The 14,281-nt window shown below is 61.4% G+C and carries 12 protein-coding genes; 9 read left to right on the forward strand and 3 right to left on the reverse strand.

Annotation, left to right across the window (positions count from 1 at the left end; genetic code table 11):
• Positions 1–43: 43 nt before the first annotated feature.
• Complete coding sequence (locus J2D73_RS03585) at positions 44–970, reverse strand: DNA-methyltransferase (RefSeq protein ID WP_207879445.1); 927 nt, start codon at positions 968–970, stop codon at positions 44–46.
• A 34-nt stretch (positions 971–1,004) separates the two neighbouring features.
• The gene (locus tag J2D73_RS03590) at positions 1,005–1,679 is read right to left on the reverse strand and encodes a Tim44/TimA family putative adaptor protein (protein WP_207879447.1); all 675 of its coding nucleotides are present in this window, start codon (positions 1,677–1,679) and stop codon (positions 1,005–1,007) included.
• A 228-nt stretch (positions 1,680–1,907) separates the two neighbouring features.
• On the opposite strand from J2D73_RS03590, the gene J2D73_RS03595 reads away from it, so the two are divergent.
• From J2D73_RS03595 to J2D73_RS03605, 3 genes are all read left to right on the forward strand, one after another.
• Positions 1,908–2,444 (forward strand): histidine phosphatase family protein, encoded by a 537-nt coding sequence (locus tag J2D73_RS03595; protein WP_086643607.1) that lies wholly within the window; start codon positions 1,908–1,910, stop codon positions 2,442–2,444.
• Between the two features lie 115 nt (positions 2,445–2,559).
• On the forward strand, positions 2,560–3,069 hold the full coding sequence (secB, locus tag J2D73_RS03600; protein WP_026398054.1) for a protein-export chaperone SecB: 510 nt from the start codon (positions 2,560–2,562) through the stop codon (positions 3,067–3,069).
• Positions 3,070–3,116: 47 nt separating this feature from the next.
• Positions 3,117–3,554: a hypothetical protein gene (locus J2D73_RS03605; protein WP_243429608.1), complete on the forward strand. Its 438-nt coding sequence runs from the start codon at positions 3,117–3,119 to the stop codon at positions 3,552–3,554.
• 393 nt (positions 3,555–3,947) lie between these two features.
• Here J2D73_RS03605 and J2D73_RS03610 read toward each other — a convergent pair whose 3' ends face one another.
• Positions 3,948–4,868 carry an ROK family protein gene (locus J2D73_RS03610; RefSeq protein ID WP_207879449.1) on the reverse strand — a complete coding sequence of 307 codons (921 nt, stop codon included), beginning with the start codon at positions 4,866–4,868 and terminating at the stop codon, positions 3,948–3,950.
• A 192-nt stretch (positions 4,869–5,060) separates the two neighbouring features.
• Between J2D73_RS03610 and J2D73_RS03615 the strand changes: the two genes are divergently transcribed.
• From J2D73_RS03615 to J2D73_RS03640, 6 genes are all read left to right on the forward strand, one after another.
• Entirely contained in the window at positions 5,061–6,200 is a 1,140-nt protein-coding gene (locus J2D73_RS03615; RefSeq protein WP_207879451.1) for an ROK family transcriptional regulator, read from the forward strand.
• A 234-nt stretch (positions 6,201–6,434) separates the two neighbouring features.
• Positions 6,435–8,855 carry a TonB-dependent receptor gene (locus tag J2D73_RS03620; RefSeq protein WP_207879453.1) on the forward strand — a complete coding sequence of 807 codons (2,421 nt, stop codon included), beginning with the start codon at positions 6,435–6,437 and terminating at the stop codon, positions 8,853–8,855.
• Positions 8,856–9,070: 215 nt separating this feature from the next.
• Positions 9,071–10,372: a glucose/galactose MFS transporter gene (gluP, locus tag J2D73_RS03625; RefSeq protein WP_207879454.1), complete on the forward strand. Its 1,302-nt coding sequence runs from the start codon at positions 9,071–9,073 to the stop codon at positions 10,370–10,372.
• A gap of 5 nt (positions 10,373–10,377) precedes the next feature.
• Positions 10,378–11,181 (forward strand): glucosamine-6-phosphate deaminase, encoded by an 804-nt coding sequence (gene nagB, locus J2D73_RS03630; RefSeq protein ID WP_207879456.1) that lies wholly within the window; start codon positions 10,378–10,380, stop codon positions 11,179–11,181.
• The gene (locus tag J2D73_RS03635; protein ID WP_243429630.1) at positions 11,181–11,954 is read left to right on the forward strand and encodes a copper homeostasis protein CutC; all 774 of its coding nucleotides are present in this window, start codon (positions 11,181–11,183) and stop codon (positions 11,952–11,954) included. Before nagB ends, J2D73_RS03635 begins: the two co-directional genes overlap by 1 nt.
• Complete coding sequence (locus J2D73_RS03640) at positions 11,954–14,134, forward strand: beta-N-acetylhexosaminidase (RefSeq protein ID WP_243429609.1); 2,181 nt, start codon at positions 11,954–11,956, stop codon at positions 14,132–14,134. The genes J2D73_RS03635 and J2D73_RS03640 overlap by 1 nt, the downstream gene beginning before the upstream one ends.
• The last annotated feature ends 147 nt before the right edge of the window (positions 14,135–14,281 follow it).

Raw genomic sequence — 14,281 nt, forward strand, 5'->3', positions numbered from 1 at the left:
CTGTCAAAATAATAATTTTGATGAAAACAATCGGCAATGTCGATCATTCATCGTCGCTTGCAGGCTCCTCGCTTAACCGCTGGCGCGCCACCGCGACGTAGGACGGGTCAATTTCCAGACCGATCCCGCGCGCGCCTAGCCGTGCGGCGGCCAGCAAGGTCGTTCCGGTTCCCATAAACGGGTCAAGAACGCGGGCTTTCGGTTTGCCATGCAGGCGGATGCAGAGTTCCGGCAACTGCACAGGAAATGTGCCGGGGTGATTGAATTTCTGTAGCCGGTCCTGAACGGTTTCATACGGTATGAACCAGGTGTCGCCGCGACAGCGGCGGTCCTGCGCGTGGCCACGGCGAGCGATATTGCTCTTATCTTTGAACGGTACGCCCGCGGCCAATCGATCCAGCGGAACGTCGCCCCTCAGCGTGAGGTGGAACAGGTGTTCGTGATTCCGATTGACGTAGCGGGCGCTGTTGACCGGCTTGAAATGCCCTACGGAATCGCCCGGAATTGCGATCGATTTCACCCACGAGATATGGTTCTGCAACGCGAACAGGGAGCGCAGACGCACGGCGAGTTCGAACGGCAGCCAAGGTTCTGCGGATGTGCCTGCGATGTTGAGGAAAAACGAGCCGTCGGTCCGGAGCACACGGCGAATTTCGGTCGCGACCTCAACCATCCAGTCGAGATACTCGTCCTCCCGACGCCGATCGCGGTACTTCGCGTAGCCCAGGCCGATATTATAGGGCGGCGAAGTGACCACAACGTCGATTTCGCCCGCCTTCATGCGTTGAAGTGCTTGGAGGCAGTCGCCAAGCACGATTTCCTGCCCGGCGACATGAAAACGGCGAAGGCGGGCAGGCTTCGTCGCCGGGGTGGCGGAGGAAGACGCTTCAGGCGATAGAGGCGACGCTTTTGTGGCGTGCTCACCCGCTTCCGACCGTCCGGAGGTCGGTTTCGAAGGCTTCACAGGCATACGGTTTTAGCGCTCCGGGCGAGCCTGTGCAGCGTCAGGCGCTCCGCGCGGCAGACAGGCGCCAGCTGGAGCCAGCGTTGAGAAGGCGCTCGAATGTCCAGAGATCGGAGAATTCGGTCACAGATTCCGTGCCGTGCACAGGCTGCCCGTTAGAATCGACGGTCAGGCTGATCTGGTCCGACACCACGCGTGCGTCGATCGAGACTGCCGTGCCGGCAGCGATGTCCGCCATCCTGACATCTTCGATCGCGATCGAGTTGATGCCGCGAATCTCGCTACGCTGAGTTTGTCCGGCCGCTTCGCGCGCAGTGATCGCGGCGTCAAACGCAGTGAAGGCTTCCGGCGTCAACCGCTCTCGCAGCACGGCGCGATCTCCGGCTGCGAACGCTGTAACGACTTGACGAAACGCTCCTTCCACACCGGTCAGGAACTGCTGCGCGGTAAAGCCGCGATCTTTCTCCGCCACGGCGGCGAGGATTTGTCCGACACGCGTGCCGGACGCCGGGATGTCGAATTTCGGCGTCGGGCTCTGCTCAGGTCGTCCTTCGATAATGGGGCCAACGGGTTCGCGCGCCATCGGCGGCGCCATGGGCGCAGCCTGAAGCCCCGCTTTCTTGCCCAGAACGCTGCGCAAGCGAAGGGCGAGAAACGCCGCGATCAGGGCGAAGAGAACGATATCGACCGGAAAGTGGCCGAGGGAGAAATCCATGTGCGGCGTCATCCGTAGTTCATGCTCAGGGCGTCACGCTCTGACGCGCCCTGAACGTCTGGTCCAGATACAACAGAATAGGCAGGGGCGCAGGCGGGCGCAATGACCGACGGTCCATAGCGTCTGTCGGTCCACAGAGCAGCATCGCTTTATATTGCGCGAAACGACTGGGGGCGGGGAGCGCCAAAGTCATTGCCGAGCGACGGTCTGAGGTCCTATCTCAGAAGCATGATCGTTCTCAGACACTGCGAAAGCGAGTTCAATCGCCTGTTCACTGCCACGCGGCGCGATCCAGGCATCTCCGATCCACCCTTGTCCACTCATGGTCTGGCACAGGCGGATGGGTTGGTGACTGCGCTGGCCGGGCAGAAAATTCGCCGGATTCTCGTCTCTCCGTTCACGCGCGCCCTGCAAACTGCCGCGCCGGTTGCGCGAGCGCTTTCCCTGACGCCTCAGGTGCGCCCGCTCATCCGGGAGCGCGCGGCGTTTTCGTGCGATATCGGCTCCCCGCCTGCTCAACTGGCGTTGCAATGGCCAGGACTCGATTTCTCCGGACTGGAGGAGCAGTGGTGGACTGAAGGCGTTGAAACGCCTGAGGAAGTCGAGGAGCGTGCCGCCCTCTTCCGCGCGGAGATGGCGGCGGACCCGGAGTGGCCGCACACGCTGGTCGTGTCCCACTGGGGCTTTCTCGTCGCCTTCGCTCGCGTCAGCATGGAGAACGGGAGCTGGCGTCGCCTCGACCCGACGGCGCCTTTGACGCACTGAGCATACCGGGCTGAAGCTTCAATAATCTTCCGGCCGCGAGACGGTTGGCGAAGCGCGCACGCCATGCTACCGCCGCGAGAGCCCTACCACGGCACGAGACGAAGGAATCGACCACATGTCCGACACGAACCAGACCATCGCCGAGGGCGCTCCGCCTGCTCTGCCGCTGGCGATCAACCTACAGTACACCAAGGACCTGTCGTTCGAGGTTCCGGCCGGGGCCGAAATTTTCGCCTCCCTGCGCGCCGCGCCGCAGATCTCGGTGAACATCGACGTTCAGGCGAACCGCCTGCAGAACGACCAGCAGGTGTTCGAAGTCGCTCTGACCATCAAGTCGGAAGCGAGCGAAGCTCCTGAGACCGAGGGTGGTCCTGCTGGTCGCAAGGTGTTCATCGCCGAGTTGACCTATGCCGCTGTCGTCACGCTGACCAACGCGCCGCCGGAACTGGTCGAGCCGATGCTGCTCGTCGAAGTGCCGCGTCTGATTTTCCCCTACGCCCGCAATATCATGGGCGACGTGACGCGTGACGGCGGATTCCCGCCGGTTGTGCTGCAGCCGATCGACTTCGTCGCCCTGTGGCAGGCGCGTCGCGCCGAGTTCCCGCAGACAGCTGGCAACGCCTGATCGGGTTGATTCACCCTTCGGGACGTAAGGTGAGGATTATCGACGCGATGCACAGGCTTAATTCTCCGACGTTTTCGCGTTTCTCCCTGCGTTCCGGCTCTGGTCTGCGGCGTTCGGCGCTGCTGCCGGTTCTGGCTTTTTGTCTTGCAGGTCTATCTGGTTGCGCGGACACCGAGTCCGCCTCCCAACCTGCAGCTGACGCTCAGCCGCCTGCGGAGGCGCCAAAGCGCATACCGCCGCAGGACTTCCCGCCTGGCACAGTCGCGGAAATTCCGCCGCCCGAGGGAACAAAGCTGGTCAATGATCCCTCTGCGCCAAACAATACGCCGCTTTGTGGCGCTGCGGCGCAGGAAGCCAACGCGACTGGCGCATCGATTTATCCCCAGCCTTTGTCGAGTGGCGACAGCTGCGTACAAAACGCCTGCTTCGACCCGGCGACGTTAACCTACATCGCGTCTGACGGCACGCGACGCGTCTGCCGGTAACCGACCCGGCAGATCGGCTGAAAATTTTGCCACAGCAAAAATAGCGTTTTATTCGCACGCCGAGATAGGCAGGGGCGTTCGTAGGCGCACCAGTCAAAGAAGGTGTCTGATGAAGCTTGAACGGCCGTTTGCCAGCCTGACATTTTTGCAAGCTCGAGCGTTTTCCTACCGACGGTAGGCGTCGCGGACGAGCGACGTGAAAATTCTCAGATTTCCCAAACATCGCTGCCGCGACATGCAAGCTTGTTAATGCAGAAAATGTTCTGCTGACAGCTGCGTTGACGCGCTACTCTCCGCAGGACGTAATGGTTCTTCGACTGACACGGTTATTTCGCCAGTAATTGGATCATTGCTCGTGCGTTTCGGGCGTCGGTCTTACGTCACGGTGCGGCGTTAGCGCCGCTCGCTCTCACATTCAAGGCAAGCGGCGCCGAGCAGCCCGGCGTCTCTGCCCAAAACTGCTTGTACAACCAACGGCGCATCACACTGCACCAGAATTTTCTGCCGCACGCCGCGATCGATCGCGGCGATCAGGGCGGCAGAGCCGCCGAGGCCGCCTCCCACGGGAATGATCGTAGCGCCTGTCGTATTCACGACCAACGCGAGCGCAGATCCAAGGTAGGCGAGATAGATGTCCATAGTCCGCCCGGCCTCAGGCTCGCCGCTCTCCCACTGCGTCAGTATCTCCCTGCTGGTCGCCGCCGAACCGCCAGCCCACAAATGCAGGCGCTCAAGCGCCCGCGCGCCGGCAATGGTGTCGAGGCAGCCGGTCTGTCCGCATCCGCATCGAAATGAAGGAATGACGCCGGAAAGGTCGAGTCCGGGTGGCGTCGCCGGAGGGGGGATGATGAATGGTCCATGTCCCCATTCCCCCGTCACGCCGCCAAGGCCGCGCACGAGACGCCCATCGATCACCAGGCCACCGCCGACGCCTGTGCCGAGAATGACGCCGAACACATTCTTATGGCCGCGAGCGACGCCAAAACGCGCCTCCGCCAGCGCGAAGCAATCTGCGTCGTTGGCGATCAGAACCTTTCGCTGCGTGCGTTCCTGCAAAAGCGACGTTAGCGGCGCGTTCGCCAGGCATGGAATATTTGCGGCGTGGACGACGCCAGTTTCAGGGTTTTCGACGCCGGCGATGGCGATGTGCAGGGCGACGTCAGGCCATGGTGCACAAAGTTTCGTCAGGATGTCGGCAAATGCTCGTATATCGTGGATCGGAGTCGGTTCAGCCTGACGGTGGGCGACGCGGCCGTCCGGGCTGACGACTGCGAAATCAATAAAGGAGCCGCCGATATCCGCGCATAGAATCATAGAGGTTTCCGCATCTCTGTCTCACGCTCTTCGATCTGCGTGGAAGGCTCCGTCGATTGAATTCGGTTATCGAACGTCCGGTTTTTTGTAAATAAGACACAATGATTGCGCCGCAAATGGTTCATTTCATAAAAAAATGGTAGGCGTCATTTTCCCGCCGTTCTGTGGACGGACGCTGCTACTGGAGCCGCTATGCTTTCGCCCGGCCATTACCAGATACTAACGACTCTCAGCCGCGGCGGACCGTGCAGTCGCACAGACCTCGCCCGCACACTGGGTGTCAGCAAGGCGAGTATCTCGGGACTCGTGCGGGATTTGTTGAACCAGAATATCCTGTGTGAGCAGGAGCTTGTGTTTGGAGTCGGGCGACCGTCTGTTTCGCTGGCGGTGCGCGCCGACGCAGCGAGTTTCATAGGCGTGTCCCTGCAGCAGGATCCGGCCGTGCTGGTGCTGACCGACCTGCACGGCTCTGTGCTGGCGCGTGTGGAGGTGCCGCGCGCGGAGGACCCGGATCTGTGCGTTGAAAGTCTGGTCGACGCAATTGATCAATTGCGTGCTGCGGGCGGCGCATCGACCGAGCGGCTGTCAGGCGTGGGTGTGGCGCTCCCCGGATTCGTTTCGCATGATCGCCATACCTGTGTCGCCTCAACAGCGCTTGGCTGGCGCAATGTCGATATCGGCGCGGCGCTGACAGAGCGCACTGGGCTGCCGACCTGGGTGGAAAATGACGCCAATGCGTTGATTCTGGGCGAACAATTATTCGGCCCATTGCGCGGAAGTCCTGATTTCAGCATGGTCTTCGTCAGCTACGGCATCGGTTGCGCGCACATCGTCAACAGGCGCCTGTTACGCGGCAACGCGGGCGGCGCTGGCGAAATATCGCATGCTCCCATAGCTATCGAAGGGTTCGGGGCCGCCCCTTGTCGTTGCGGCAACAAAGGGTGCCTTGAAACGGTCGCGTCCCTTCTGGCGATCACCAATGCCGCGCGTCGAGCGGGGTTGCCTGAGGAGATCGGTCCGCTGGCTGCTCTGGCGGCGAAAGGGCAGCCGGATGCGCTGGCGTTGCTGCATCGGGCAGGATCGGCGCTAGGCCTGGCCACGGCGCAACTGATTCAGATGCTGGATCCCAGCCACGTCGTGGTGATGCTGGACCCGGCGCTGCACGATAGCGTTTTCGCTCATGCGCTGCGCAAGGAAGCGGATTCCCATATTCTCCACCGGGAGGGACCGGGGACGATGGTTACGTTCCGCGACTTTGCGCCAGACAACTTCGCCAGCGGCGCGGCGAGTCTCGCCGCACGCTACTTCATTTCCGGCTCGGATGAATTGTAAGGCGTGCGCGTCTCGGTTTTCAGTGCAGGCTGATTGTCGTCTGCGCCCTCATTGTGCGACAGAAATGTGACATTTTCACAACAATGAGCTGGGTACGAAACGGAAATAATTTGTTTATATGATAAATTAATATATGAGGCTTTTGTAGATATTGCGGACAAAAGCGCGCCTGATCATTCTAATTTCAGGTTGGCAACGAACGGAGGCGCCGTTCGAATTGAGGAATAGAGCGCGATGCGAGTGTCCCTACGACAGATTTCAGTGTCCTGCACGGTTCTTATCGGGCTTTTTGGAGTAGGCGCTCATGCGCAGACGGCTCCAAAAGTTAAGGCGGTTGGCAAGGGCAATGTTCGTCACGCATCCGCTGCGGCGGCGGATGCGCCGTCCGCAAGCGGTCTGTCCGCGTCGGTTCTGGGGCAGTTCACGCAGACGCCAGAGGAAATTTCGGTAAAGGGTGGTCTTCCTGCGGCGACGGGTATCACAAACCGTACTCCGGGCGGCGGATTGATGCCGGTCCAGACGGCGCCCCGCTCGCAGAGCGGCGTCACGCGCGATTTCATCGCCAAACAGTCGCCGACGTCCAATATCGCGTCCCTGATCGCCGATCTTCCGGGCGCCACAATGTCGTCGCAGGATCCGCTGGGCATGACCGGTGATCACATCACCATGCGCGGCATGAACGAGACCCAGATCGGCTACCTGTTCGAGGGCGCCCCGCTGGCGGATCCGATTAACTACGCGCCGTATACCACCATGTTGGTGGATACGGAAAACCTCGGCTCTGTCACGGTGTCGCAGGGGCAGCCGGATCTGAACGCCCCGTTCTATAACGCCGTTGGCGGACAGATCACCGCGACAGAGATCAATCCGTCGCATAAAGCCGGAGGATTTATCGAGGCAGGCGGAGGAACGCATAGCGCCAACAAGGAATTCCTTCGTCTGGAAACAGGCGATATCGGAAACACCGGTATTCGTGGTTTCGTGTCGTTCTCGCATTCCGGCTATAACAACTTCCGCGGCCCGGGCGGGCTGTTTCGCTATCACCTTGATTCGAAATTCGTAAAGGAATGGGGTCAGGGCAACAGCATCGCCGCTGTATTCTCCTACAACCGGCAGGAGGCTACGTCCTGGCGTGAGCCAACCAAGGCTCAGTGGAAAGAGTATGGTCTTGGCTTCAACTATGCGTCCCAGTTCACGCCCGGCGATAGCACGTATTACAAGCTGAACCGCAGCAACCTGAACAGCCAGCTGATTGTGCTGCCGATGCACTTCACGCTGGCCGACAAGCTGAAGCTGCAGGTGACGCCGTATTACGTGCATCAGTTCGGTCCGTCGCTCGGCGGTGAGAATATCCCGGCCTCAGGCGGTTATTACGGAACGCAGCAGTATGGCACCATCACTGCTGGCACCAATGTCAATGGCAACATCCTCACCTCCAGCCGCGATCCGTGGAATCAGAAAACGGGTGGCATCAACGTCTCCGCTGACTGGGCGATCACGAAGTCGAACACCTTCTCGTTCGGCTGGTGGTACGCATACACGACGCATGAGGAGCTTTCGGATTTCCGCCCGGTCTATGCCAACGGGCAGGGATGGTCGGGCGACGTCATCACAGTCAACGGAAAGATTCTTTCCGGCTATGACCTGAACTTCGTCCAGCAGGTCAATACGCTGTTCATTGCCGACACCCAGAAGCTGTTTCATGACAAGTTGACCCTCAGCGCCGGTTTCCGTGTCGCGATGGTGTCACGTCAGGGCACGAACCTGATCCCCGGCGCTGATCCGTACAAGTTGCAAGGCAATTACTTCGAACCGTTGCCGCAGTTTGCCGCCAGCTATCAGATCACGCCGCATGATCAGGTCTATATCAACGGCACCACTTCTTTCCGTGCGCCGGAATCGGTCGAGGCTTATTCTCAGATTTTCGACCCGAACAGCTCGCACGCCGTCGAGCAGCCGTCGAGCCTGAAGCCGGAATACTCAATCGGTGAAGAAATCGGGTATCGCCATCAGGGGTCGTTCTATAACTTCCAAGCGTCGTTCTTCAATTACAACATGACGAACCATCAGGTGACGTCGAGCGGCTACATCCCGAACACCAACATGCTGATCTCAAGTCCGATCAACGTCGGCGGCGAGACCGCGCGCGGCGTTCAGGCGGAACTGGGCTTCAAGCGGTGGCATCACTTCGCCCCCTATTTCTCAGGGCAGTATCTGCATGCGACCTTTGACAACAACTACAACACGGGTTCGGGCTTGCTGCCGACAGCAGGAAAAACTGCCGTCGGTTCGCCGAAATTTACTGGCGCTATTGGCCTGAGCTATGACGACGGCACCTATTTCGGAAACTTCCAGCTGCGTTACGTGGACACCCAGTACACGACATTCATGAACGACCAGAAGATGCCAGCATACCTGACGTCCGACGTCACGCTTGGCTATCGCTTCAAATCTTACGGACGCGTTCGCCATCCGCAGATTCAGTTGAACCTGATGAATATCGGCGACAACAAATATCTGTCCGGCGCCGCTAGCTATACGGCCAGCGCCAATTCGCGCGTGACCTCGACCGGCGCGACTTACGCTGGCAGCTCGCCGACTTATATGGTCGCCGGTAACTTTGCGGCTTTTGTGTCCCTCTCGGCAGGGTTCTGATGTTAAGCAACGGCTGCATGTCCCGCAGCCGTCGCGCCTATTTTACGCGTTGACGCCGGATCCCGGTAAACCGTGGCGTGCCACGGCTTACCGGGCATGTTGTCATCGCTGACGGTTTTCGTCCGATCGCATGATGTTCTAGAACGGACGACCGAACGGGACGGGGCGCCTCTGCGCAGCGCCTCCTGAAAACAGGGAGTAAGGCGTTGCGGAAAATGATCGAGAGCCCGGCTGGCTCCTATGGCTGGCGGCCGGTGCTCATCATGGCGGCGCTGTTCTTCAGCATCGGCTTCGTGACCTGGTTGAACGGCCCGCTCATCACCTTTGTGCAGGTGGCCTTCAGCCTTGACGATGTCACGGCTTTTCTCGTGCCGATGTGTTTCTATCTGGCGTATTTTTTCTTCCCGCTTCCCGCGACGATGCTTTCCCGAAAGATCGGGCTTCGCAAGGGGCTGATCGTCGCTCTCTTCGTCATGGCGGCGGGGACCGCTCTTTTCGGCGAGTGCGTCACGGCGCGATTCTACGCCGGGGCGCTTGGGGGACTGACGGTCATCGGCGCAGGGCTCTCCCTGTTGCAGATCACGGTCAACCCTTATGTCAGCCTTCTTGGCGACCATGACCGCGCGGCGCAGCGCATCGCCATCATGGGCACGGCCAACAAGTTCGCTGGCATTCTGGCCCCCATGCTGTTCGCCGTGCTGGTCATGCCGCATGTGAGCGACGTCGCCGCCAGTCTTCGCACCATTCCTGCGGGGCCCGAACGCGACACGATTCTGGCTAATTTCGCGCACGCAGTTCATACGCCTTATGCGGCGATGGCCGGGGTGCTGGTCCTGCTTGCCATACTTGTGACGCGGTCTTCGCTTCCTGAAATTTCTCTTGAAGCGGCGACGCCGGCAGTCTCAGGCGCGCGCGCGCATCCGCTCTGGCTCGCCACCGGGGTGCTGTCGATGTTTCTTTACGTCGGCGTCGAAGTTCTCGCTGGCGACGCGATCGGACTTTACGGACGTTCGTTCGGGTTGTCCCTGGACGTCACCAAATATCTGACGGCGCTCACGCTTGCCGCCATGATGGCGGGGTACCTAGTCGGCATGGTCGTCGTGCCCCGTTTCGTCACGCAGAGACGCTATACGGTGTTCTGCTGCGTTCTCGGCATCGCGTTCTGCCTGCTGGCGTTATTCGCCTCCGCGACGTCCGGCTCCGGAATCGCGCCGGTCCTGTGCGTGGCGCTGCTTGGGTTCGCCAACGCGATGATTCTGCCAGCGCTTTTCCCGGTTGTGCTGGCCGAGGCCGGAGCGGACCCGGGAACGGCGACGGCCTTTCTGGTCATGGCTTATTCCGGCGGCGCCGTCATACCGCAGATCTTTGTCCATCTCGCGCCCCGCATCGGTGTTCCCGAGGCGTTCATGGCGCTGGCCATACCGTGCTATGTCGTCATCGCTGGCTGGATGCTCGCCTTTATGGCGCGCGCGGCCGAGACGTCCTCCCCGGCAGGCCTGAAGCTTACGGAAGGTTGATAAGCATGAAACTGGTCATCTGCCCGGATGCAGCCGCTGCCCGCGCGGTGGCGGCGCGCGTCATCGCTCGTCAGATCCGTCGCAAGCCGTCCTCCGTTCTGGGACTTGCCACCGGACGGACGATGGAGGCGATCTATCAATTGCTCGTCCGGGAGCATGCCGAGCTTGGTCTCGATTTTTCCGAAGTCACCACGTTCAACCTTGACGAATATGTCGGACTGCCGGGCTCACACGAGCAGTCTTATCGCCATTATATGCGCGCGCATCTGTTCGATCGGGTGAATATTCGCTCTGAACACGCGCACGTCCCTGACGGCGCTGCCGCCAATCCGGACGTAGAAGCTTTGGCTTACGAAGCTGCGATCGTTTCCAGCGGCGGCATCGATCTGCAATTGCTTGGGCTAGGGGAAAACGGTCACATCGGCTTCAACGAACCGCTGTCGGCGCTGCGCTCACGCACTCGAGCCGTTACGCTCGACCGCGCCACGCGGGAGCAGAATGCGGGCATGTTCGGCGGCGATCCGGATTGCGTCCCTGCTCGTGCGTTGACCATGGGCACCGGCACGATCCTCGACGCCCGCGAAACGCTGATGGTCGTCACGGGAGCGGCCAAGGCGGATATTCTTGCGCGCGTCGTGGAGGGGCCTGTTTCCGCCTTCGTGCCGGGATCGGCCTTGCAATTGCACGAGCGTTGCCTGGTCGTGCTTGACGAGGCTGCAGCGTCTGGCCTGACGCAGCGCGACGTGATCGCCTGGCAGATGAGCCACGACCCGGAACTGACGGCGTTGCTTGAGGCCGTGCAAGGGTGATGGTGAAACCCGTTCCCGGTCTGGAGGTTTGCGTAGACTCCATCGGCGGTCTGCGCGCCGTATGGGAGGGGGAGGCGGATCGGATCGAATTATGCGCTGCCCTGTCGTTAGGCGGCCTGACGCCGTCTCCCGGTTTGCTGGCCATGGCGGCGCAGGGCGTGACGCCGGTCTATGTCATGATCAGGCCGCGCGGCGGAGATTTCGTCTTTTCTGCTGACGAGGAAGCGACGATGCGCGGTGATATCGACGCGGTCGCCGCCGCCTTCGCACAGAAGGCCGAGACCGTCGGCGTCGTGCTGGGCGCGTCGTTCGCTGACGGGCGGCTCGACGTCTCGTGTCTGGAGCGCCTGCTGCAACATGCTCGTTCCGTCGGGCTGTCGCGCGCCACGCTTCACCGCGCTTTTGATCTCACGCCAGATCCTGCCGAAGCGTTGGAACAGGCGCTCGGACTCGGGTTTGAGCGTGTGCTCACGTCCGGTTGCGCGAAGACCGCGCGCGACGGCGCTGAAATGTTGCTGATGCTGCGTGAACAGGCTGGCGACCGCATTTCGATCATGGCGGGCGGGGGCCTGACGCCCGAAAACGTCGCGCAGGTGATCACCGTTACGGGTGTCACAGAGGTTCATGCCTCCTGCCGCGGGCCTGCCCCGCAGGAGCAGGGAGACGGACGCGGCCTGGCGTTCGGCTTCGGAGCGCGTCCGGGAGAGACGGACGCCGGACGTGTGCGCGCCATGCGCTCCATCGTTATGTCTACGGCAAGAAACGGAGAATAATGCGTATGAAAAGAGGTTTCTCGACCGGATTCCGGGCTGGTCTGATGGCTGCGGCGGCACTGCTGGCGTTCGACATGGTAGGCGCCCCTGCGGTCGCCGCAACGTCGGGAGCATCCGTCGCTACGCAAGCCGTGGCGCTTCCCCCGCTGATGCCCGCTCCGTCGTCGGCGCAGTTCCCGGCTGGCGCCCTGCCTGCGTCGGGCGGTTTTTCCGTGACCTGGGACAGTGCGCCCACGCCGATGCTAGACCGTGCTGCCGCGCGGTTTGACGCAAGGACGGCAATTCTGGCTGGCGGCGCACGCGCTGGCGCGAGCGGTGCGGCCATTCCGGTGCGCGTGCATGTCGGCGACGATCCGAACGTGCTGACCGTTCAGGCGAAAGAGGGCTACACGCTCTCCGTCGGCGCAAATGGCGTTGTGTTGAATGCCGACGGCCCCACGGGCGTTCTGCGTGGTTTTGCAACGCTTGCGCAGTTGATCCGTGCTGGCGCGAGTGGCCCGGAACTGGCGTTCGCGACCATCTCCGACGCGCCCCGCTTTCCGTGGCGCGGGATGATGATCGACACGTCGCGGCATTTCATGAGCGTAGAGACGGTGAAACGCCAGATCGACGCGATGGAGCTGGTGAAGCTCAATGTGCTGCATTTCCATCTCAGCGATGGGACCGGATTCCGCGTCGAGAGCAGGGTGTTGCCTTCTCTGACGTCGAAAGGCTCGCACGACGAATACTACACGCAGGCGCAACTGCGTGATCTGGTCGCCTACGCCGCCGATCGCGGCGTGCGCGTCGTCCCGGAATTTGACGTGCCGGGCCATGCTTTGGCCATTCTGCTCGCACGTCCTGATCTCGCCGCACAGCATCCGGTCGATCCGAATCCGAAGAACAAAAACAATGCCGCGCTCGATCCGACAGTTCCCGGAACGCTGGAGCTGATCAAAAAGCTTTACGCAGAAATGGGCGCCATTTTCCCGGATCAGTATTTCCATGCAGGCGGCGACGAGGTCAGTCCGAAGCAGTGGACCACTAATCCGAAGATCGTCGCCTACATGCATGAGCACGGCTTCGCCACGCCGCAGGCGCTGCAGGCGGCCTTCACCGCCGACGTCGAAAAGATACTGGCGTCGCAGGGCAAGATCATGGTCGGCTGGGACGAGGTCAGCGAGGCGCCGATCCCGAAGAACGTAGTCGTCGAGGCTTGGCGCAGCTCCAAGTTCATCTCTTCCGCTACAGCGGAAGGGCATCCGGTCATCGTCGCCGTCGGATATTATCTCGATCTGCTGCAATCGGCGGGCCAGCATTATCTGGTCGATCCGTATGATCCGTCCTCGGTCGGCGTGACGCGTGAACAGGCGAACAAGATGCTCGCCAAGGGCGGCGACCCTGTCCTGATCAACGCGTTCCTGAACGATCCGCCGCCGCCGCCGCTAAATGACGCGCAAAAGAAGCTTGTGCTGGGCGGCGAGACGCCGCTCTGGGCTGAACTGGTGACCGACGAGACTCTGGACGCCCGGTTCTGGCCGCGCAGTGCTGCGATCGCCGAGCGTTTCTGGTCGCCGGCCGCCGTGCGCGACGTCGACGACATGTACCGGCGCCTTGCGACGGTCGACACTGAACTGACCGCCCTGGGCCTGCAGTCTGAAGTCAACACGCGCCGCATGATGGCGCGTCTTGCGCCGGAAGACCCAGATGCAGTGCAGACGCTGGTCAGCGCTATCGTCCCGATCCGCAATTATCGGCTGAACCGTTATTCGGGCGCGCATGGCGATCATCTGGACGAAATCGCCGAGATCGCCTCGCCAGATCCGATGGCGTCGATCCGCTTCAACGCGCTGGCGGCTCGCTATGCTGCGGGCGACCATTCGGTCGCGCCGGAACTGCGTGCGCAGTTGCAGGCGTGGAAAGACAATGACGCCGCCTACACTAAGGTCGCGACCAGTCGCGGGCTTGTTGAGGCCGTCCCGGTGTCGCACGATGTGGCGACCCTCGCGACGCTTGGCCTGAACGCTCTCGACGGAAATGCAGGCGCTTCTGACGCAGGGGCTCGCGCTGTTCTCGACAGCAACCTCGCGCAGTTGGCGCTCTCGACCGACATCACCGCAGCGTTTGGCGCAGCCAACACGCCGGTTGCGGGGGTAATGATCGCGTTCGCTCCGGGCGTGAAAACGTTGCTCGGCAAGTAACAGGCTGTCGCTTTGGCGACACGAAAGCCAGCCGGGTTCTGGAACTCGGCTGATGGCGGATCGGGGTTGCGAGGCCTCGATCTGTTCGACGATATGTTGCGTCGGGAATGACGTAACTTCGTGCGACGCTTCCGCCGTGCGCGCGGC

This window comes from Acetobacter sacchari (assembly GCF_017377715.1).
Classification (GTDB): domain Bacteria; phylum Pseudomonadota; class Alphaproteobacteria; order Acetobacterales; family Acetobacteraceae; genus Acetobacter; species Acetobacter sacchari.

What these genes read in the sequence shown, in the direction of transcription:
- J2D73_RS03585 (WP_207879445.1), bottom strand. Translation starts at nt 970, where the DNA reads ATGCCTGTGAAGCCTTCGAAACCGACCTCCGGACGGTCGGAAGCGGGT.
- J2D73_RS03590 (WP_207879447.1), bottom strand. Translation starts at nt 1,679, where the DNA reads ATGGATTTCTCCCTCGGCCACTTTCCGGTCGATATCGTTCTCTTCGCC.
- J2D73_RS03610 (WP_207879449.1), bottom strand. Translation starts at nt 4,868, where the DNA reads ATGATTCTATGCGCGGATATCGGCGGCTCCTTTATTGATTTCGCAGTC.
- secB (WP_026398054.1), top strand. Translation starts at nt 2,560, where the DNA reads ATGTCCGACACGAACCAGACCATCGCCGAGGGCGCTCCGCCTGCTCTG.
- nagB (WP_207879456.1), top strand. Translation starts at nt 10,378, where the DNA reads ATGAAACTGGTCATCTGCCCGGATGCAGCCGCTGCCCGCGCGGTGGCG.
- gluP (WP_207879454.1), top strand. Translation starts at nt 9,071, where the DNA reads ATGATCGAGAGCCCGGCTGGCTCCTATGGCTGGCGGCCGGTGCTCATC.
- J2D73_RS03635 (WP_243429630.1), top strand. Translation starts at nt 11,181, where the DNA reads ATGGTGAAACCCGTTCCCGGTCTGGAGGTTTGCGTAGACTCCATCGGC.
- J2D73_RS03605 (WP_243429608.1), top strand. Translation starts at nt 3,117, where the DNA reads ATGCACAGGCTTAATTCTCCGACGTTTTCGCGTTTCTCCCTGCGTTCC.
- J2D73_RS03620 (WP_207879453.1), top strand. Translation starts at nt 6,435, where the DNA reads ATGCGAGTGTCCCTACGACAGATTTCAGTGTCCTGCACGGTTCTTATC.
- J2D73_RS03640 (WP_243429609.1), top strand. Translation starts at nt 11,954, where the DNA reads ATGCGTATGAAAAGAGGTTTCTCGACCGGATTCCGGGCTGGTCTGATG.
- J2D73_RS03595 (WP_086643607.1), top strand. Translation starts at nt 1,908, where the DNA reads ATGATCGTTCTCAGACACTGCGAAAGCGAGTTCAATCGCCTGTTCACT.
- J2D73_RS03615 (WP_207879451.1), top strand. Translation starts at nt 5,061, where the DNA reads ATGCTTTCGCCCGGCCATTACCAGATACTAACGACTCTCAGCCGCGGC.